This is a genomic window from Rhodococcus sp. OS5, assembly GCF_056837585.1.
Window position 1 is genome coordinate 58,524 of record NZ_CM166368.1, and the last position, 20,093, is coordinate 78,616.

14 protein-coding genes are annotated in these 20,093 nt (G+C 62.9%); 11 read left to right on the forward strand and 3 right to left on the reverse strand.

The features are described 5' to 3' along the window. Positions 1-366: 366 nt before the first annotated feature. From ACVZUB_RS00335 to ACVZUB_RS00350, 4 genes are all read left to right on the forward strand, one after another. Positions 367-609, forward strand: coding sequence for a helix-turn-helix domain-containing protein (locus ACVZUB_RS00335; RefSeq protein WP_054781540.1), 243 nt, complete (start codon positions 367-369; stop codon positions 607-609). Between the two features lie 847 nt (positions 610-1,456). Further along, a complete protein-coding gene (locus ACVZUB_RS00340) occupies positions 1,457-3,256 on the forward strand; it encodes an alkyl/aryl-sulfatase (protein ID WP_063315320.1) in 1,800 nt (599 codons plus the stop codon). Positions 3,257-4,043: 787 nt separating this feature from the next. Next, positions 4,044-4,436, forward strand: a complete 393-nt coding sequence (locus ACVZUB_RS00345) for a hypothetical protein (RefSeq protein ID WP_054781538.1) — start codon at positions 4,044-4,046, stop codon at positions 4,434-4,436. Positions 4,437-4,857: 421 nt separating this feature from the next. After that, entirely contained in the window at positions 4,858-5,235 is a 378-nt protein-coding gene (locus tag ACVZUB_RS00350) for a DUF4192 family protein (protein ID WP_063315319.1), read from the forward strand. 154 nt (positions 5,236-5,389) lie between these two features. Here the strand turns inward: ACVZUB_RS00350 and ACVZUB_RS00355 are convergent, their stop codons facing one another. Then, positions 5,390-6,829 (reverse strand): phytoene desaturase family protein, encoded by a 1,440-nt coding sequence (locus ACVZUB_RS00355; protein WP_482628060.1) that lies wholly within the window; start codon positions 6,827-6,829, stop codon positions 5,390-5,392. Positions 6,830-7,385: 556 nt separating this feature from the next. On the opposite strand from ACVZUB_RS00355, the gene gltB reads away from it, so the two are divergent. The 3 genes from gltB (at position 7,386) to ACVZUB_RS00370 (ending at position 14,509) form a co-directional block, all read left to right on the forward strand. Continuing rightward, positions 7,386-11,984, forward strand: a complete 4,599-nt coding sequence (gltB, locus tag ACVZUB_RS00360; RefSeq protein WP_482628061.1) for a glutamate synthase large subunit — start codon at positions 7,386-7,388, stop codon at positions 11,982-11,984. Next, entirely contained in the window at positions 11,977-13,428 is a 1,452-nt protein-coding gene (locus ACVZUB_RS00365; protein WP_003943594.1) for a glutamate synthase subunit beta, read from the forward strand. Before gltB ends, ACVZUB_RS00365 begins: the two co-directional genes overlap by 8 nt. Positions 13,429-13,612: 184 nt before the next feature. Beyond that, positions 13,613-14,509 (forward strand): cutinase family protein, encoded by an 897-nt coding sequence (locus tag ACVZUB_RS00370; protein ID WP_007735797.1) that lies wholly within the window; start codon positions 13,613-13,615, stop codon positions 14,507-14,509. On the opposite strand, the gene ACVZUB_RS00375 is transcribed toward ACVZUB_RS00370, so the two are convergent. Then, on the reverse strand, positions 14,510-15,070 hold the full coding sequence (locus ACVZUB_RS00375) for a DUF732 domain-containing protein (RefSeq protein WP_482628062.1): 561 nt from the start codon (positions 15,068-15,070) through the stop codon (positions 14,510-14,512). Between the two features lie 213 nt (positions 15,071-15,283). On the opposite strand from ACVZUB_RS00375, the gene ACVZUB_RS00380 reads away from it, so the two are divergent. Next, on the forward strand, positions 15,284-16,156 hold the full coding sequence (locus ACVZUB_RS00380; protein ID WP_003943530.1) for a hypothetical protein: 873 nt from the start codon (positions 15,284-15,286) through the stop codon (positions 16,154-16,156). Positions 16,157-16,306: 150 nt separating this feature from the next. Continuing rightward, a complete protein-coding gene (locus ACVZUB_RS00385; protein WP_064073640.1) occupies positions 16,307-17,032 on the forward strand; it encodes a hypothetical protein in 726 nt (241 codons plus the stop codon). 1 nt (position 17,033) lies between these two features. On the opposite strand, the gene ACVZUB_RS00390 is transcribed toward ACVZUB_RS00385, so the two are convergent. Then, entirely contained in the window at positions 17,034-17,936 is a 903-nt protein-coding gene (locus ACVZUB_RS00390; RefSeq protein ID WP_003943614.1) for an SDR family NAD(P)-dependent oxidoreductase, read from the reverse strand. Positions 17,937-18,007: 71 nt separating this feature from the next. On the opposite strand from ACVZUB_RS00390, the gene ACVZUB_RS00395 reads away from it, so the two are divergent. Together ACVZUB_RS00395 and ACVZUB_RS00400 are read left to right on the forward strand one after the other, a co-directional pair. Next, positions 18,008-18,298 (forward strand): putative quinol monooxygenase, encoded by a 291-nt coding sequence (locus tag ACVZUB_RS00395; protein ID WP_003943546.1) that lies wholly within the window; start codon positions 18,008-18,010, stop codon positions 18,296-18,298. 174 nt (positions 18,299-18,472) lie between these two features. Continuing rightward, complete coding sequence (locus ACVZUB_RS00400) at positions 18,473-20,092, forward strand: ABC transporter substrate-binding protein (RefSeq protein WP_042453342.1); 1,620 nt, start codon at positions 18,473-18,475, stop codon at positions 20,090-20,092. Position 20,093: the final 1 nt, after the last annotated feature.

A 20,093-nucleotide genomic window follows, 5' to 3' on the forward strand; every position in this document is an offset into this window, starting at 1 on the left:
TTTATAATGGAAGGTGCGGGGCGGATAACTGGCCGCGCATCGAAAGAGGGTCATCTGAGTTGTGTGCTCAACGCAGATGGCGTTTCACTGCCCCGGCTCTGATGTGCAGAGCCGGGGTTACGGTTGCGGCACTGTCGAGCCGCCACAGCTGACCGTCCCTGCCGAGTGGTCCGTTCGGGGGCAGATCTGTTGCAGCTCGACAGAATCCCAGCCGTATCGTTCACCGATAACTTATATTATGTCATTCTATATATGAAAGTCGATGCACTGCAATGAAATACATCCACGGTGAACGTAAATCGTCAGTATCGAGTGTTGGCGCTACCAGAGTGAGAGCGGACGTCCCGCAGCCTCGGCCGCAGCGATATGCTCTTCGATGACATCGCTTCTTACGTGCTGTTCGATCCCGGTACGGATCGCGGTGGCGATGGCGCGAGTGCGACCCGCGGGTCCTCGAACGTCGGCGAGTGGGCTCGCGATGTTGCGTCGTCCTCGCTGACCCCAGGGAAGAAACGGCAGGCGACCAAAATGAAGGGCGACGGCGTATCCATGACCGAGATCGCCGAAGTGCTGAACACCGCCCGCAGTACTCTGTGCCGAAACCTGTAGCGGGAAACAACAGTCACGTTGCAATCGATCGGGCTACGACAATCGCCACCGCGATCCGCTCGGTGCCATCCCAAACCTGATACAAGCCAAACCCGGATATCGGACTTTCAAGCGCGAAGTCGCGTGAGCAATCAGTCGCTGCTCCTCTTCCGCATCCATACCCAAATCCTTCTCCGTCCAGGACAGAACCTCAATGGATCAGCGGTCACGAGCTACTGAGGCGGGGTTTGCGTAACGACGGAATTGGCTATCATTTCTTTGCTGCGGCGATTCTGAGTGGTCAGTTCAGTCGCGCACGGCCTGCCTTCCGGCTGTCGACTCGCCGGGGGTGGGCCCTTCCTCTGTACATCGAAATCGGACCCTGATCTCACCCTGAGGGCGGGGTCACCTTCGTTCGTTTGGTGGATTTCTGTCCAATTTGCGAGTTTGCCTGATGCTTGCCGAATACGTTCGATGAGTCGGATTCGATCGAGGGGTCGGAACCGACATGTAGTTGGTCATTCGTGTTGTGTGCTCAGCACGGGTGGCGTTCGATGGGAACCGGTCACAACTTGGCCAGGCCGGGTCCCCAACCTAGCGCCGGTCTGACCTGATCCCAGCCGTTGTATGGGGCACTGAGGATCCAGCCCTCGGTGGCGTACGGGTTCATCCACTTCGGGTGATGTCCGCTGGCGGTGTTGTCGCGACGATGGGGCGAAGAGTTCGCATTCTGAAGGTAAGGGATGGAGTCGGCCTGTGATTCATTCGTGCACATTGCCAATCTTGAACTCCGACCTGCGTTCTTGAATTCCGGCCTACGTTTTGTGTTCTCGATTCGGAACCGCCGACCGTCTCTTGAGGAGTCCTGATGCCCGCTGATTTCGCCGACCGCACCGATTTCGACAATGCCGGCCGTGGACTGGTTGCAACCCTCGAGCCCGCGCAGGTTCGCGCCGGCGACGGTCGGATTGTGTACGACGCAGCAGGATTCGCCCAGGCGACATCAGGAGATTGTCCTGACACAGTGAACCCCAGCTTGTGGCGTCAAGCGCAGCTGACTGCGATCCACGGATTATTCGAGGTCACCGGCGGCATTTACCAGATCCGCGGTTACGACCTGTCCAACATGACTCTCGTGGAGGGCGACACCGGCGTGATCGTGATCGATCCGCTCGTCTCCGCCGAATGCGCATCGGCCGGTCTGGCACTGTATCGAGAGCACCGTGGCGACCGCCCGGTCACCGCAGTCATCTATACCCATTCACACATAGACCACTTCGGTGGGGTGCTCGGCGTTGTCGATGCTGACACGACGGTGCCGATCATCGCTCCTGAACATTTCCTCGAACACGCGGTCTCCGAGAACGTCTATGCGGGCGGAGCGATGTTGCGGCGCGGGATGTTCCACACCGGCATCGTGCTTCCGGTAGGGGCGGACGGAACACTGGGCGCGGGCCTGGGGCCCAGTACGTCGACTGGAACCGTCGGACTCCTTGCACCGACCTTGGACATCACGCACACCGGCCAGGAAGAAACATTCGACGGCGTGCGCATGATTTTCCAAGTCACTCCCGGTACCGAGGCTCCCTCGGAAATGAACTTCTTTTTCCCCGACCACCGTGCATTGTGCCTGGCGGAGAACGCAACTCACAATTTGCATAACCTCCTGACGTTGCGTGGTGCGGAGGTGCGCGACGCCCGTAACTGGTCGCGCTACCTTGCCGAGGCAATCGAGATGTTCGGCTACGATTCAGACGTCGCCTTCGCCTCGCATCATTGGCCTACCTGGGGCACCGACAATCTGATCGGATACTTGACCGAGCAGCGTGATCTCTACGCCTACCTCCACGATCAGACGTTGCGCCAGCTCAATCAAGGTCTCGTCGGCAGCGAGATCGCCGAAGACTTCGAAATGCCGCCGGCCCTCGACGCGGCGTGGCACACCCATGGGTACTACGGATCAGTCAGCCACAATGTGAAAGCGATCTACCAGCGCTACCTCGGGTGGTACGACGGCAACCCCGCGCACCTCTGGCAGCACCCGCCGGAAGGAGCCGGTGCACGCTACGTCCGCGCGATCGGAGGCATCGAGGCGGCCGTCGCGCGGGCCCGCGAGTTCGCCGATGAAGGGGACTTACGCTTTGCCGCTGAGCTGGCAAGCCACGCGGTGTTCGCCGATCCGGGCCATGCCGGCGCGAAAGCGGTTCTGGCCGAAGCGTTGACACGTCTTGGTTACGGTTCCGAGTGCGCAACGTGGCGAAACAACTATCTCGTCGGGGCCAGCGAAGTCGATGGTCCGCCGCACCCCGCTGAAGTCAGCGCCGCCGGGATGGCGTCCGCGCTCACCATCACCCAAGTCTTCGACAGTGTTGCCATCCGGATCAACGGTCCGAAGGCGTGGGACACGACAGCGACGATCCGCTGGCACTTCACCGACGTCGACCAGTCGTATCGAATGGAGCTTTCGAATGGCGTACTGATCCATTACCCCACGGGGCGGTCCGATCCGGCTGATCTCGTAGTGACACTGACGAAGTCGCAGCTGCTCGGTCTGCTGTCCGGCTCTGGTAGCGACGGTATCGCGATGGACGGGGACGCTACGACGATCAGCAGAATTGTTGCCCTGACCGACCGACCAGATCCTGCATTCCCGATCGTCACGCCATAACGCACGAACATTACGAGCCGGATTTCTTTTGGCGAATACGCCAACCACCCCGCTTACTATCTCGCCTACCGAACTGCTTTGGGCGCGCCGCGAAGTACGGGCCCCGAATCGGCGTGGCTCGCGAGAGCTATCGCAGGAACGTGGTGCTAGCGGCGTGCATCAGCCATGCCCTCGCCACCGAAATCACAGCGACACCTGCTGGCGGCGGTCAGCGCATCCGTGGGCGTCGATTCTGCGGGTCGCTCGATGTCCACAACAGTTCCGATTGCGGGCAACGGCTTAGCCGAAGTAACTTTCGGTGACTAGACGGCTCCCGAATGGGTAGACATCAGTACGGGGATAACGCAACACCATGTCCAGCTCGGCGCTAGTGCGGCATTCGAGGCCCAAAGGAAGGCAAAATAGCCACTCCAGCCGTCGAATTAGCATTCGAAAACCCGGCGTAGATGACGCTCTGGCGCCAAATGAGCAGGGGCATAGCGACTGTCGATCACGGTCTTCATCCGCGCCGTCGCGAGGATTTCTATTTTGAGGTGAGAGTTGACGGCATGCATCAAAATCGTCCGGCGCGTTTCGACGGCGTGTTTGCGCTGTCAGCGGGAAGCCTCTCCGGTGTGGTTGTCGGCGCCATGAGTAGCAGCCTTTGGGAGGGGATCTCCACCGGTTCCGCGATTGCCGCAGCCTTTGTACTGGCACGCCTGCTCATACGGAGTTTACCCTGGCCATCGTTGACAGCGGGGGCGTAATCTTCGACCGTTCATCGGTACCGTTTGTCGGATTGGGAGGGATGCAAGCCGAAATCGGGTGGCTCACCCTCGCGCACGAAGTGACCGCCCGCGAAGCTGTCGCCCATGCTCGCCGTCGCGACCCGCCGCGCCTAGGACGCCGGACAGATCGCACCCTCACGGGTGAATCGGGTTTACGGCCGAGTCGAGCGCGCCGCCGCACTGCACGGAATCCGATTCCGATGGTGAACGCGCCGAGGGCAGAGACGATGGTGGATCCGCAGATGTTCACCGGATGCGTTCTCGCGGGATGCCCGAATATCGTGGCCGAGGACGGAGAAATCTGCTCGCAGTGCCGCCGCATCTTCGGCGACATGATCAGGCCCGTATCCGAGCGAGAGTGCACCGAGACCACCGAACCCCACGGCCCGCCGCGACCGGAGCGCAGTTGTTGACCCGACGCAATCAACGGTGCTGGTTGTGCGAGCAACGCCGCACCTGTACCCGGGTCGGTGGGCAGTGGGAGTGCTGCGACTGCACGCGGCCGGTGGAAAGGTGACGCCTGCCCGGCGGCCGGCCACCTTCGGTGTCCCCCGACATGAACTCCGCTGCGCTCCGTTCTGTGAAAAGCATTGATTTGTTTTCACTTCTGGCCTTCCGATTCTCGTCGGCGGTGACCTGCGCGCAACCCCTGGCGGCGCAAGCGCCGGCCGATGGCTCCGAGAAATTTTTGTCACTCGCACGCTCCCGCCAAAATTTTCTCGGCCCAGGGGTGGCACTCCGGCCCCCTCATGCCGACGCGATTCTCCTTTGCCAGAAGGCGAAAAAAATTGGCGGGGCACGAGGCCTGGTCACTGTCACAGCAAGGGGAACGACATGCAGAACATCCGTTTGAGGACCGCCACCGACGTTTTGGCCGCAATCCCGGCATTGCTCGGATTCGTCCCCGTCAATTCCGTCGTGATGATCGCTCTCACCGGATCACCGGCCACCGTCGCGTTCGTTGCGCGCACCGATGTCGTCGGCGCCGATGCGGCAGTTGACTACAGCACTGCACTCGAGCAAGCCGCAGCCACGTCGGTTATCTGGGTTGTCGTCGGCGCCGGTCCGGTGGCAGCCGCCGGACTCGATCAGATCGAGGCAGCTCAGCGCGAGCTCGACAGCAGGGGAATCCGCAGCGTCCGCACCCTTTTCTCGGAGTCTCTTGAGGTCGGAGCGAGGCGGTTCGACACCAACGGCGAGGTGCCTGATTAGCAATGCATGTCCTGCGTCTCATGCCATTAGTTGCCCTTTCGTGGGTTCGCTTCGGCCATGGGCCGGGCATCTTCGTTTCGTCCGTGTTGGCTGACTGGGTTAGGTGACCATTCAGAAGTCGTTTGTCCGAAATGTCGTCCCCATCGGGGACGCTTCAACCCCGAGCTTTCAGCGCCGCCCGCGCCGCATTGAACCCACCCATCCCGTGGACCCCGCCGCCCGGCGGAGTCGCGGACGAGCAGAGGTACACGCCCGGAACCCCGGTGGCATAGGGGTCGAGCCCGAACCGGGGGCGCGCGATGATCTGCCGCGCAGTGTTCGCCCCCGCGGAGATGTCGCCGCCCACATAGTTGGGGTTGTACGCCTGCATCTGCGGCACATTGCGCACGTGGACGCCCACGATCCGGTCCCGGAACCCCGGCGCAAACCGCTCGATCTGACGCGTGACTACATCGGTCGCGTCGCCCGGATAGCCATGCGGCACATGCGCATACGCCCACACGGGATGGATGTCTCCGACGGAACGGGAAGGGTCGGCCAAGAACTGCTGGCCCAACAGAATGAAGGGCTTGTCCGGCATCTGACCCCGAACGGTCTGACGTTCGACAGCAGCAGTTTGCGAAATCGTCCCGGACAGGTGCAGGGTGCCGGCCTTGCGGGCATGCGGATTCGTCCACGGCACGACGCTTCCGTCGGAGTCACCGCGCACGGCGTAGTCGACCTTGTAGGCGGCGGTGCCGTAGCGGAATTTGCGGTAGGCCCGGGCAATGCGATCAGGCTGCCGGCCGTCGAGCAGGCGCCCGGCCGCATCGGGTGCGATGTCGAGCATGACGATGTCGTAGTCGGCGATCTGGGAGTAGTTGGTGACCCAGTTCCCGGTTTCGATGGTGCCACCGAGGCTGCGCAGAATCGAGGCGAGCGCGGCTGCAATTGACCCCGAACCACCTTGTGCCACAGGCCAACCGTGAGCATGGGCTCCAGCAGTGAGCATCGAGCCGACAGCGCTGGACAGGGGAAGGGTGAGCGTCCCGAACATGTGCGCCGCGACGCCACCGAAGAGCGCCCGCGGTTGTGGCGTCTTGAACATCCGCGCGAAACCCGTCGCGGGAAGCAGAGCGCCCGTCCCGAAACGCGCGAGCATCAGCGGGTGCTTCGGAACGTGCACGATCGGCTTGAAGACGTCCTGCACCAACTCGTCGAAGTTCTCGGAGAGGTATCCGAAGACGTCGAGCCACCTCTTACCGTCGACACCCAGTCCCTCAGCGGTCCGGTTGATGTCGCGCCACAGAACCCCGGCGGTGCCGTCGTCGAGTGGATGGACCAGTTGGATCTCGGGCCACAGCCACGTCAGGCCGTGCTTGGCGAGCCCGAATTCGCGGTCGAGTTCCTTGAAGTAGGGAGACGCCAAAGCTGTGGGATGGAAGGCGGAGCAATCGTCGTGGACGAGTCCGTCGACTATGTATTCGCTACTGCGGGTGCCACCGCCGATCTTGTCCGCACCCTCGATGACATGGACGTCGATTCCTGCGCGGGCGAGTTCGATCGCCGCCGCGAGACCGTTGGGGCCACTGCCCACCACTACTGCTGTTGTCATTTGCGCTTCGCCACCCGTCTTCTCAGGTGTGAGCCTACGGAAATTACAGCAATGGCATTCTGCGAGCAAACAATTCAGGCCTAGACCTTGGTTGATCGATCAACTTTTGTTACAGTTCGAGGCGCACTGGCCGCAGCTGATTCTTATCGCTGCGGCCAGTTGTTGCATTCATCGCCCATCGCGCCTGTTTCCTGCGGATTCGGTATCCTGTGAATCGGAACTTCTCTGCACAGACGCAGCTCCGAAATCTGTCGAGGGGCCTTCTGGCTCCCTGCATCGCCGCAGTTCAGAGCAATTATAGGGCTACCTTAGTTGCGCCCGTGCCGGGGTTCTGAATTATCGTTTTCGTTACACGGTTGACTCACAAAAGTTTCAACCGACCGAAGACTCACGTCGCCGGGTGCCAGAACGCACACCATCGCGTCTGCGCAGGGCGGCTACTTCGGTGGTACCGAACACATCGTCGTGTCGGTGCTTTGAAGGACTTGCATTGCAAGTTGATGGCCATCAGCGCTGCTGGTCGTCGGTGCATCTTTATGGCATACGAAGGCTGGGTATGAAGCAACTTCCAGGCCCCCAGGGCCTCTATCACCCGTCCAATGAGCACGACTCCTGTGGAGTCGCATTTGTTGTCGACATGCATGGTCGCCGCAGCAGGGACATCGTCGAAAAGGCGATCACCGCTCTGGTCAACCTCGAGCATCGCGGCGCTGCCGGATCAGAACCCAACACGGGTGACGGTGCGGGCATTCTGCTGCAGGTTCCCGACAAGTTCTTCCGAGCTGTCGTGGACTTCGCGCTGCCCGCCGAAGGCGCGTACGCAACCGGTATCGCATTCCTCCCGCAGGGCGACGCCGATGCACACGAGGCTGCTGCTGCAGTCGAGAAGATCGTCGTCGAAGAGGGCCTGAAGGTTCTCGGTTGGCGCGAGGTCGGAACCGACGACTCCTCGCTGGGCGCACTGGCGCGCGACGCGATGCCGACGTTCCGTCAGATCTTCATCGGCTCCGAGGGTGACAAGTGCACCGGCATGGATCTCGAGCGTCGTGCATACGTGGTGCGTAAGCGCACCGAGCACGAACTCGGCTCCGAAGGCGCCGGCAAGGGTGGCCCGGGTAGCGAGACCGTGTACTTCCCCAGCCTGTCCGGCCAGACGTTCGTCTACAAGGGCATGCTCACCACCCCGCAGCTCAAGGGTTTCTACCTCGATCTGCAGGACGATCGTGTCGAGAGCGCACTCGGCCTGGTCCACTCGCGCTTCTCCACCAACACGTTCCCGTCGTGGCCGCTGGCGCACCCGTTCCGCCGGGTCGCTCACAACGGTGAGATCAACACCGTCACCGGTAACGAGAACTGGATGCGCGCTCGCGAGTCCCTCATCGACAGCGACGTCTTCGGTGGCCGCGAGAACCTGGACAAGATCTTCCCGATTTGCACCCAGGGCGCCAGTGACACCGCTCGTTTCGACGAGGTGCTCGAGATGCTGCACCTCGCCGGCCGCAGCCTGCCGCACGCAGTTCTCATGATGATCCCGGAAGCCTGGGAGAAGCACGAGAGCATGGACCCCGCTCGTCGGGCGTTCTACGAGTACCACTCGGCTCTCATGGAGCCCTGGGACGGACCGGCGTCGGTGTGCTTCACCGACGGCACCGTCATCGGCGCCGTGCTGGACCGCAACGGTCTGCGTCCGTCGCGTCTGTGGATCACCGAAGACGGCCTCGTCGTCATGGCGTCGGAGGTCGGCGTCCTGCCGATCGATCCGTCCACCGTGGTCCGCAAGGTCCGCCTCCAGCCCGGCCGCATGTTCCTCGTGGACACCGCGCAGGGCCGGGTCATCAGCGACGAGGAACTGAAGAACGAACTGGCTGCCGAGCACCCGTACCAGCAGTGGATCGACGAAGGTCTGATCCACATGGACGACCTGCCGGACCGTCCGTACACGTACATGTCGCACGAGCGCGTCGTGCTGCGTCAGCAGCTCTTCGGTTTCACCAACGAAGAGGTCAACCTGCTGGTCAAGCCGATGGCTCTCTCCGGTGCCGAGGCACTGGGCTCGATGGGTACCGACACTCCGATCGCCGTGCTCTCGTCACGCCCCCGGATGCTGTTCGACTACTTCTCGCAGCTCTTCGCTCAGGTCACCAACCCGCCTCTCGACGCGATCCGTGAAGAGGTCGTCACCAGCCTCGGCGCGACCATCGGCCCCGAGGGTGACCTGCTGCACCCGAATGCGGACTCCTGCAAGCAGATTGCGCTCCCGCAGCCGATCCTGCACAACGACGACCTGTCGAAGCTCGTTCACGTCAACGACGACGGCGAATTCCCGGGCTTCCGCAGCGTCGTGATCCGCGGCCTGTACCCCGTCAAGGAAGGCGGCGACGGTATCCGTCGTGCGCTCGAGGGCATCAAGTACCAGGTCTCGCAGGCAATCGAGGGTGGCGCGCGCATCGTCGTGCTCTCGGACCGTGAGTCCACCGAGGACTACGCACCGATCCCGTCGCTGCTCCTCACCTCGGCTGTGCACCACCACCTGGTTCGTGAGAAGTCGCGCACCAAGGTCGGCCTCATCGTCGAGGCCGGCGACGCCCGCGAGGTGCACCACATGGCGCTCCTCATCGGCTTCGGTGCCGCAGCGGTCAACCCGTACATGGCTTTCGAGACCATCGACGAGTTCCTGCAGAATGGCGAGCTCGAGGGTCTGACCCTCGAGAAGGGCATCGCGAACTACATCAAGGCCGCCGGCAAGGGTGTCCTGAAGGTGATGTCCAAGATGGGCATCTCGACGCTCGCGTCGTACACCGGTGCTCAGCTGTTCCAGGTCATCGGCCTCTCGCAGGAGCTGACGGACGAGTACTTCACCGGTCTGCAGTCGCAGCTCGGTGGCATCGGCCTCGACCAGATCGCAGCCGACGTCCAGGCACGTCACGCCGTCGCATACCTCGATCGCCCCGAAGAGCGCGCTCACCGCGAGCTCGAGGTTGGCGGCGAGTACCAGTGGCGTCGTGAAGGCGAGTACCACCTGTTCAACCCGGACACGGTCTTCAAGCTCCAGCACGCAACTCGCACAGGTCAGTACGAGGTGTTCAAGGAGTACACGACCATGGTCAACGACCAGTCGGAGCGCCTTGCCGCTCTGCGTGGTCTGTTCGACTTCAACATCGGCAAGCGGCCGTCGATCTCGATCGACGAGGTCGAGCCGGCCAGCGAGATCGTCAAGCGTTTCTCGACGGGTGCGATGAGCTACGGCTCCATCTCCGCCGAGGCTCACGAGACTCTCGCCATCGCGATGAACCGTCTGGGCGCCCGCTCCAACTCCGGTGAGGGCGGCGAACATCCGTCGCGCTTCACGCCGGACGAGAACGGCGATCTGCGTCGCAGTGCCATCAAGCAGGTCGCGTCGGGACGCTTCGGTGTCACCTCGCACTACCTGAGCAACTGCACCGACATCCAGATCAAGATGGCGCAGGGAGCCAAGCCCGGTGAGGGCGGCCAGCTTCCGGCTCACAAGGTGTACCCGTGGGTGGCCGAGGTTCGGCACTCCACGCCTGGCGTCGGCCTGATTTCGCCGCCGCCGCACCACGACATCTACTCGATCGAGGATCTCGCTCAGCTGATCCACGACCTGAAGAACGCCAACCCGCAGGCCCGCATCCACGTGAAGCTGGTCTCCGAGGTCGGCGTCGGAACCGTCGCGGCCGGTGTCTCCAAGGCACATGCCGACGTCGTTCTGATCTCCGGTCACGACGGTGGCACCGGTGCCACCCCGCTGACCTCCGTCAAGCACGCGGGCGCACCCTGGGAACTCGGCCTCGCCGAGACCCAGCAGACGTTGCTGCTCAACGGTCTCCGTGACCGCATCGTCGTGCAGGTCGACGGCCAGCTCAAGACGGGTCGCGACGTCGTCGTCGCTGCCCTGCTCGGCGGCGAGGAGTTCGGTTTCGCCACCGCACCGCTGGTTGTCTCGGGCTGCATCATGATGCGCGTCTGCCATCTCGACACCTGCCCCGTCGGTGTCGCGACGCAGAACCCGTTGCTGCGTCAGCGTTTCAGTGGCAAGCCGGAATTCGTCGAGAACTTCTTCATGTTCATCGCCGAAGAGGTTCGCGAGCTTCTCGCGGAACTCGGTTTCCGCACGCTGCTCGAAGCCGTCGGCCAGGTCGACATGCTGGACACCACGCGCGCTCTCGATCACTGGAAGGGAAGCAAGGCAGGCAATCTCGATCTGTCGCCGATCCTGACCCAGGTCGAGTCCGCGTTCATGGACCAGGACGTCCACTGCACCGGCACGCAGGATCACGGTCTGGACAAGGCACTCGATCAGCAGTTGATCGTCTCGGCCCGCAACGCACTCGACAAGGGTGAGGCGGTCTCCTTCGAGTCCGCGATCACCAACGTCAACCGCACGGTCGGCACCATGCTCGGCCACGAGGTCACCAAGGCGTTCGGTGGAGAGGGCTTGCCCGAGGGCACCATCGACATCACGTTCACCGGTTCCGCCGGTAACAGCTTCGGTGCTTTCGTGCCCAGCGGTATGACCCTGCGCCTGCACGGCGACGCCAACGACTTCGTCGGCAAGGGCCTCTCGGGTGGACGCATCGTCGTACGCCCGCCGCTCGATGCAGCGGAAGGCTTTGTCGCCGAGGACAACATCATCGGTGGCAACGTCATCCTGTTCGGCGCCACCAGCGGCGAGGCTCTGCTTCGCGGTGTCGTCGGCGAACGCTTCGCAGTCCGTAACTCCGGCGCCACTGCCGTCGTCGAGGGTGTGGGCGATCATGGTTGCGAGTACATGACGGGTGGAAAGGTGGTCATCCTCGGAGCCACCGGACGTAACTTCGGCGCCGGCATGTCCGGTGGCGTCGCGTACATCTACAACCCCGACAAGGCATTCGAGAAGAACCTCAACACCGAACTGGTGGACCTCGAGGATCTTTCGGGCGACGACTTCACCTGGTTGAAGGGCGCCATCGAACGTCATCGCGACGAAACCGGCTCCGAGGTTGCAACGCGCATCCTCGCTGACTGGTCGCAGCAGGTGGGTCACTTCGCAAAGGTGATGCCCCGCGACTACAAGAAGGTTCTTTTGGCCATCGCGGCCGCAGAGAAGGATGGCAAGAACGTGGACGAGGCAGTTATGGAGGCAGCTCGTGGGTGATCCAAGCGGCTTCCTGAAGCACACGTCGCGCGAACTTCCGGTTCGCCGGCCGGTGCCGTTGCGCCTGCTCGACTGGAAAGAGGTCTACGAGGAGTTCCCGAAGGAAACCCTCAAGACCCAGGCCAGCCGTTGCATGGACTGCGGAATTCCTTTCTGCCACAACGGTTGCCCTCTCGGAAACTTGATTCCCGAGTGGAACGACCTGGTCTACAAGGACCACTGGCACGACGCCATCGAGCGTCTGCACGCGACCAACAACTTCCCGGAGTTCACCGGTCGACTGTGCCCCGCACCCTGTGAGGCGTCCTGTGTCCTGGGCATCAACCAGGATCCGGTCACCATCAAGCAGGTCGAGGTCGAGATCATCGACAAGGCCTTCGACGAAGGGTGGGTCAAGCCGGTTCGCGCCGCGCACGCCACCAACAAGAAGGTTGCGGTTGTCGGCAGTGGTCCGGCCGGTCTGGCTGCAGCGCAGCAGCTGACCCGCGCCGGTCACGCAGTGACGGTCTTCGAGCGGGCAGACCGCATCGGCGGCCTGCTGCGCTACGGCATCCCCGAGTTCAAGATGGAGAAGCGGCACATCGACCGCCGTCTCGAGCAGATGGAAGCCGAAGGCACCGTCTTCAAGACCAACGTCAATGTCGGCGTGGACATCACCGCGGACGAGCTGCGTGAGCAGTTCGACGCAGTGGTTCTGGCCGGCGGCGCCACCGCAGCTCGCGATCTTCCGATCCCGGGCCGCGAACTGGACGGCATCCACCAGGCGATGGAGTTCCTGCCGATCGCCAACCGCGTGCAGTTGGGTGACCTCGACGCTCCCACCATCACCGCTGAGGGCAAGAAGGTTGTCATCATCGGCGGCGGCGACACCGGAGCGGACTGCCTCGGCACCTCGCACCGTCAGGGTGCGGCCAGCGTCCACCAGTTCGAGATCATGCCGCGTCCGCCGGAGACTCGCGCCGAGCAGACTCCGTGGCCGACGTACCCGCTCATGTTCCGCGTGGCTTCGGCTCACGAGGAGGGCGGCGAGCGTCTGTTCTCCGTCAACACCGAGAACTTCGTCGGTGAAAACGGCAAGGTCACCGGTCTCAAGGCTCACGAGGTCGAGATGAAGTCGGGTCGCTTCGAGAAGGTCGAGGGCTCGGACTTCGAGCTCGAAGCCGATCTCGTGCTCCTGGCCATGGGCTTCGTCGGTCCCGAGAAGCCGGGTCTGCTCACCGATCTCGGTGTCGACTTGAACGAGCGTGGCAACGTCGCCCGCACGTCGAAGTGGAACACCAACGTCGACGGCGTGTTCGTGGCCGGCGACATGGGCCGCGGCCAGTCCCTGATCGTCTGGGCCATCGCCGAGGGACGTTCCGCAGCAGCCGCTGTGGACACCTACCTCGAGGGTGTCACGGCCCTTCCGTCACCGATCCACCCGACAGCGGCTCCGCAGCGCTAGAGGCTCTCACAAAGCCGCACCCCACCGCATTCGGTGGGGTGCGGCTTTGTTTCTGCAAGCAATTCGCACGATCTGTAACAAACCTTCATCAATCGTGCATCGGACAGACACAACGCCCAGACAGTATGATTCCGGAGCACCGATAGTGGTGTATGGGTTGCTGAAGGTAAAACAGGGGAGTTTCATGCGTGCGAGGCGTCTCGTTGCGGTGTTGTCGGCACTTGCTGCGGCAGTAGTGGTACCGGTTGTCAGTGCTCCCGTGGCCTCGGCTGATCCCTGCCCCAGCCTGTACGTCGTGGCCATCCCGGGAACCTGGGAGCCCTCGGGCACCAGGCCCGGCGCCGGCATGCTCGCCCCGGTGACCAACGGGCTTCCGGGCTCCGTTCGCACCGATTACGTCACCTACTCGGCGACGGCCTTCCCGTGGGAGTCCAACGTCTACGCCAAGTCGAAGCAGCAGGCCGTCGACAATGCCCGCGGCATGATCGGCGCCATGGCCGCCTCGTGCGGTGACACTCGCTTCGCCATCGTCGGATACAGCCAGGGCGCCGACGCGGCAGGCGATCTCGCCGCCGAGATCGGAACCGGCATCGGCGTTGTCCCCCCGACTCGCGTCGAGGGCGTCGGCTTGCTGTCCGATCCCCGTCGTTCCGAGTCCGACGTCCTGATCGGCCCCGCTGTCGGCGGTAACGGTGCCAGCGGCCCTCGCATCGGTGGATTCGGTTGGCTGTCAGGCAAAACGGTGACGCTGTGCGCGGTCGGTGACCTGTACTGCTCGACGCCGAAGGACGATTTTGTGATGCGCCTGGCCGGATTCATGGCTCAGGCGTCCGATCCCACTCCGGCCAGTGCGCTCGCGCTGCGCGACGAAGCGGCCGTGATCGTCAACGATCTGATCACCGCAGGCGGGCTCCCCGCTCTGATGGCCCAGCTCGATCCGGGCGCGAATTCGCGTCGCATCGATCAGCTGGTCGACTTCTACGGCTCGCAGGTCCACACCGACTACACGCGTTACGTCGTTGACGGCGCAGGCAATTCGGCTACATCCTGGCTGCACGGCTGGTTGGCCGGCAAGGCCTGATCAGCAGTACGTCTGCTCCGCCGTGTCGACGTAGATCTCGGCAATGCGCTGCGAGGACATCGGCGTGATCTGTGAGTACACCTCGCCGACGGAGTTGAACTCCGCCAGCACTTCGGACCGAGGCATACCGTCAGCGAGAGCCTTGCAGGTGCCGTCGGCGTAGAGGATCTCTGCGGAATCCATTCCGGCGGGAGGGATCCCGGCCAGACGCAGAGCGGCGATGTACCGCTGCCCCTTCTCGCCGGCGTTCGCGACGATCTCTTCCGGTGACCGGGCGTCGATCGGTGAGTTTGCCGGTGGCGCTACCTGTGGCGCCACCGGCAGCGTTACCGGTGGGGGCGTCGATTCGACGGCGCTCGGCGCGGCTTCCGGAGTTGCGGCGGGTGGGCTGGTCGCCAGCGCCGACAGGGACTCGGGGGCAGCTGAACTCGACGTTGCCGCGATCGACGTGCTGGTGGCAGCAGATGTGGATTCCGCTGCGTCGCTGTCGGATTGGCTGCTGCAGCCGCTGAGGAGTAGGCCCGCTGCCGCGACGCAGAGGACCAGTCTGTTCGTGTTCATCACCCGTGAGTGTTACATACCGTACCGCTTATTTTGTCCGTTTTAAGGAAACTCCCTTTTGCCCTGTTTTTAAGTCGAAGTCCTGTGATATACATCTGTTCAGTTGTTACTTGTGAGTAGGAGCACACCGCAAAGACCTTGTCGGCGGCGGTCGAAACACAAGCAATGACTGCGAGTTTCGTCCCCCATCACATAAACGGCAGGGAGAAATCAGTGCAGAAATCTCACAAGAACGGCAACAGACGTCTCGGCACGCGCGTGGCCGTCATTGCAGGTACCGCAGGTGCGGTCCTCGCGTTCGCGGCGCCGATGGCCTCGGCTCAGGATCCGGTCGACAATTCGATACCCGGTGCCGCAGTGTGTCCGGCTACTGCCGAATCCTGTGTGTCGGTTGTGGTTCAGAGCGGAACCTTCGACAACAACGGCTTCAACCTCCCGATCGGAAAAGGCGACATGATCATCGCCGCCGAGGCCGGCTCCGGTGAAGGTGAGTCCACCGTTCTTCTCCCGCGCGACGACGGACACCACGGTGTCTACTCCAAGCCGTTGACCGTTCCGGGTGGAGTCCTCGGAATCGACCTGCCGTTCGGCAATCTGTTCGGCCTCGCCGCAGTCACCGCCGAGGTGGAGGCGACCGCTGCCCCGACCCTCAACGGCATCATCACCGACATGGATCTGAGCATCCCGGTGCGGATGAAGATCAACAACGCGTTCCTCGGCGACAACTGCTACCTGGGCTCCGCGGCTGCGCCGGTGAATCTTCGTCTCGCGCCTGACCCGTCGGTGGTACCGACCTACACGGTGCTCCCGGACAATGCACTGAAGGTGAGCCCGGTCGGGAACCAGGCCACCGGCTTCGCGCTGCCCGCCGCCAGTGGTTGCGGACCGTTCGGAGTGCTGAACCCGATCGTCAACTGGCGAGCAAAGGTACCGGCCACGTCGGGAACCTCGCTCAGCACGATCTCCGACGCCTACCTGTACCCGGGCGGCCTCACCGGTAGCGATCCTCTCGACGATCTCGGTGGCGGAACAGGATCCAGCGGTTCCAGTGGCTCGAGCGGTTCGTCCGGAAGCTCCGGTTCCTGAAAAATCGGAAGCCTAGACGCAGCGGTGGTGACGGAATGTCACCACCGCTGCGGCGTCCGACCTGTAATAACCTGTGCCTCAGGGTGGGCGAAGGCGGCACTCCATCAGGAGCACCTGCGCGGCCACGAAATCACAGGGGAGTCCTCAAACATGTTTCGAGACAGCGTTCTTGCCGGTCCGGTCCTGCGCCGGGGTGTGACGGCACTGGCAGTTGCGGCCGCAGCCACCATGTTTGTCGGTACTGCAGCGACGGCGGAGCCGGCAGCAGTTGTAGGTGAGGTGTCCGCGGACTCCATCGCGGCAGCCCGTGCGCAGGCCATCGGAACGACGGTCACCGTCGTGGGAACCGCGACTACGCCGTCCGGAGTGTTCGAATCCAGCTTCTACGACAAGGGCTTTGGTCTCCAGAGTGGCAATTCGGGCATTTACATCAGCGATCCGAACAATTCCGGGGTTGTTCTCGGCGATCGGGTTCAGGTCACCGGAGTCCTCGCGGATCAGGAAGGCCTGCTCGTCGTCCGCCCGACTACCGTCGAGGTAATCGGCACGACTACCCAGATCAGCCCGGCGCGACTGCCCCTCAATGCAATCGGTGAGGGCAGTGAAGGTCGTCTCGTGACGGTGTCCGGAATCGTGAGCGGACCCGTCGTCGACGATCTGCCGTACGGCCACAAGATCCTGGTCTCGGGCGCCGAGGGAAACACCGTCATCTTCGTCAACACACAGACGGGAATCGACGTCGATGCCGTCGCCGTCGGACGCCCGATCACCGTCACCGGTTTCAGTGGCCAGTACGCCAGCACCTACGAGGTTCTTCCCCGCTCGGAAGCCGATGTGCAGCAGGGTTTCACGGGCAGCCTGAGTTTCGGAAGCTGACCTAGATCTCGAACCGAGCTCCGACGCGCATCGACCCGGGAGACAACCGGCTGATGGTGCGTCCGAGCTTGGCTTCGACGGTCACGGGTACGACGGCCTTGTTCGTGCGAACGGCTTTCACGATGGCACTGGCCACTCGATCAGGAGTGAAGTTCCGCTTGCGGTAGAAGTTGTCGACCTTGGTCTGGTTCTCGAGCTGCTCCTCGGCGGTCGTGCCGGCGAACTCGGTGGTCTTGAGGATGTTCGTGTGAACGAGGCCGGGACAGATGGTGCTGACGCCGATGCCGTGTGGAAGCAGCTCTGCCCGTAGGCAATCCGAGAGCATGAATACCGCTGCTTTGCTTGTCGAATACGCGGTGAGGGCCTTCTGTGGTGTGTACGCGGCGGCCGAGGACAGGTTGACGACGTGCCCACCTGTTCCGCGGTCGATCATCATCGGGGTGAATGCCCGGCAGCCGTAGACAACTCCCCAGAAGTTGATGTCCATGACGCGCTCGAACTGGCGCTGCTCGGTGTCGGCGAACGTTCCCGAGAACCCGATTCCGGCGTTGTTGACGACGATGTCCGGTACGCCGTGATGTGCCGCGACGGTCTCCGCGAACCGAATCACGGCCTGTTCGTCGGACACGTCCACCTGATAGGCGTGGGCGCCGCCACCGAACACTGCTTCGGCGCCGCCCGCTTGCGAAGGGATGTTTACAAGTGCCGCAGTGTCCTGCGCGCTTTCGAGATTGATGTCGGAGACCACGACGATAGCTCCCTGGGCGGCGAAGGCGAGGGCCGTTTCACGCCCGATGCCGCTGCCCGCACCGGTGATCACCACCAGCGTGCCGGTGAGATCGCGCAGTCGACGCTGCAACTTCGTTCCGCGTCGCCAGCCGGTGACGTCCTTGAGTAGCCCCATTGGTTGCCCTTTTCGTGTGTACGTTTGTGGCGTGTGTCTCTAGCTGACTTCCCCTCTGCGAAAGGTATCCGATGAGCGAGCTTCGTGTAGTTGCAACCATCCCGGCCAAGTCCGGTTCCGAGGACGACGTCCGATCGGCTCTGACAACTCTCGCGGAGGCGAGTCGGTCCGAGGACGGCTGTGTGTCGTACGAGTTGTTCGAGTCAGCGGCTGCGCCCGGCACGTTCGTCACGATCGAAACTTGGCGCGGGCAGGAGGAGTTGGACGCTCACATGCAGTCCCCGCATCTGCAGGCCGCGCTGGCCGCCGCCGGACCACTTCTCGACGGCGCTCCGGCGATTCATCCGTTGAAAGGCGCCTGAATCAGAATGAATTCCTGACCTTCGCTAAGGGTCTGACCTGCGAATGTCGCTCGAAAACTGACCAATCGTCGCGCTCCATTCCACTGAGCGGGACCTGCGACTAATACCTGTGCCTTAAGTCACAAACTGTCTCGACAATGCTTCACATCACAGTTTCTGACCTGGAGGTTTTGAATGAGTCGCAGTTCTCGGCGCGGTCACCGCAAGGTTGCCGCCGTCGCGCTGGCAGTCTCCGCCGGCCTGTTCGTCTCGTCGTGCGCTGACAGCGGGAACGGGGGTGGGAGCGGCGACGCACCGGACTCCGGTTCGGGATTGTCCATCGGCCCGGTCAACGAGCAGTCCGGCGAGGGCGATCCGGTCAAGGGCGGCACCCTCACGTTCAGCGGGTACTCCGCCGTCACCAATCTCGATCCGGCGAAGACTCAGATCGCCGGTTCGGTCGCCGGTTCGGAGTTGGGCGCGATCTACGACACGCTCCTGCGGTACGACCCGGCATCCAAGGAATTCGTTCCGAAGCTCGCAGAGTCGATGGAGCCGAGTTCCGACTTCAAGACGTGGACCCTCGAACTGCGTGACGGTGTGAAGTTCAGCGACGGGACGCCGGTGGATTCGGCGGCCGTCTCGGCGAGCCTCAATCGCTACGTCACCAACAAGGGACCGCAGTCGAGTCTGTACGCGTCGAAGGTCGCGTCGGTAGACACTCCGGATCCGTCGACGGTCGTCTTCAATCTCGTCGACCCGTGGACCGGTATCGAGTCACTGCTCTCGACGGGCCCCGGCATGATCGTCGCGCCGAGCGCCCAGCAAGGTGATCAGTTCACCCCGATCGGCGCGGGTGCCTTCACCCTCGAGAAGTTCGCTCCCAACGAGGAATTGATCCTCGACGCTCGGGAGGACTACTTCGACGGTGCCCCGAACGTGGACAAGCTGCGGTTGATCAGCATTGTCGGTTCGCAGTCCACCACCGAATCGCTCAAGAGCGGCGGCACGGACGTCGCATACATGCGTTCGCTACCGAACGTGCTGGATCTGATCGACTCCGGCTACCCGGGCTTCGTCGACATTCCGTCGCTGTCGTACCTCTCGCTCGTCAACACGGCACCCGGTCGTCCCGGTGCCGACGTGCGCATCCGTCAGGCATTGGCGCTCGCAACCGATCCCGTCGCACTCGACAACCGACTCAACGAGGGCAAGGGTCTGCCCGGACAGGTCATCTTCCAGGACACCTCCCGCTGGCATAACGACGTCGCTCCGATCGGCGTCGACACCGCCAAGGCGAAGCAGCTTCTCGACGAGGCCAAGGCTGACGGTTACGACGGCAAGATCACATACCTGACGCTGCAGGAGAATTCGGCGCAGGCGATGGCTCTCGCACTGCAGTCGATGGCCAACGCCGTCGGATTCGATTTCCAGATCGAGTACGTCAACTCGGTTGCCGACGTCGTCAAGCGTTTGTACGCCGACCGCGACTTCGACATGGCAACAGGTTCCGCCAGCCTCGCGGAAGCCGATCCTTTCGAGCGTCTGTACTCCAATCTCAAGTCGGGTGGACGAAACAACGCCACGAGCTTCTCCGACCCCGAGATGGATACGCTGCTCGATCAATTGGGTGTCGCGACGTCGACCGACTCGAAGATCGAGGTGCTCGCCAAGATCCAGGAGCGCGCCAATGAGGTTGTGCCGTGGCAGGTTTACGGCAACACCCCGTGGCTCGGTGTGTGGGGACAGAACGTCCACGGCATTCAGCAGAGCCTGGACGGAATCATGTTCTTCGACAAGGCCTGGAAGAACTAGA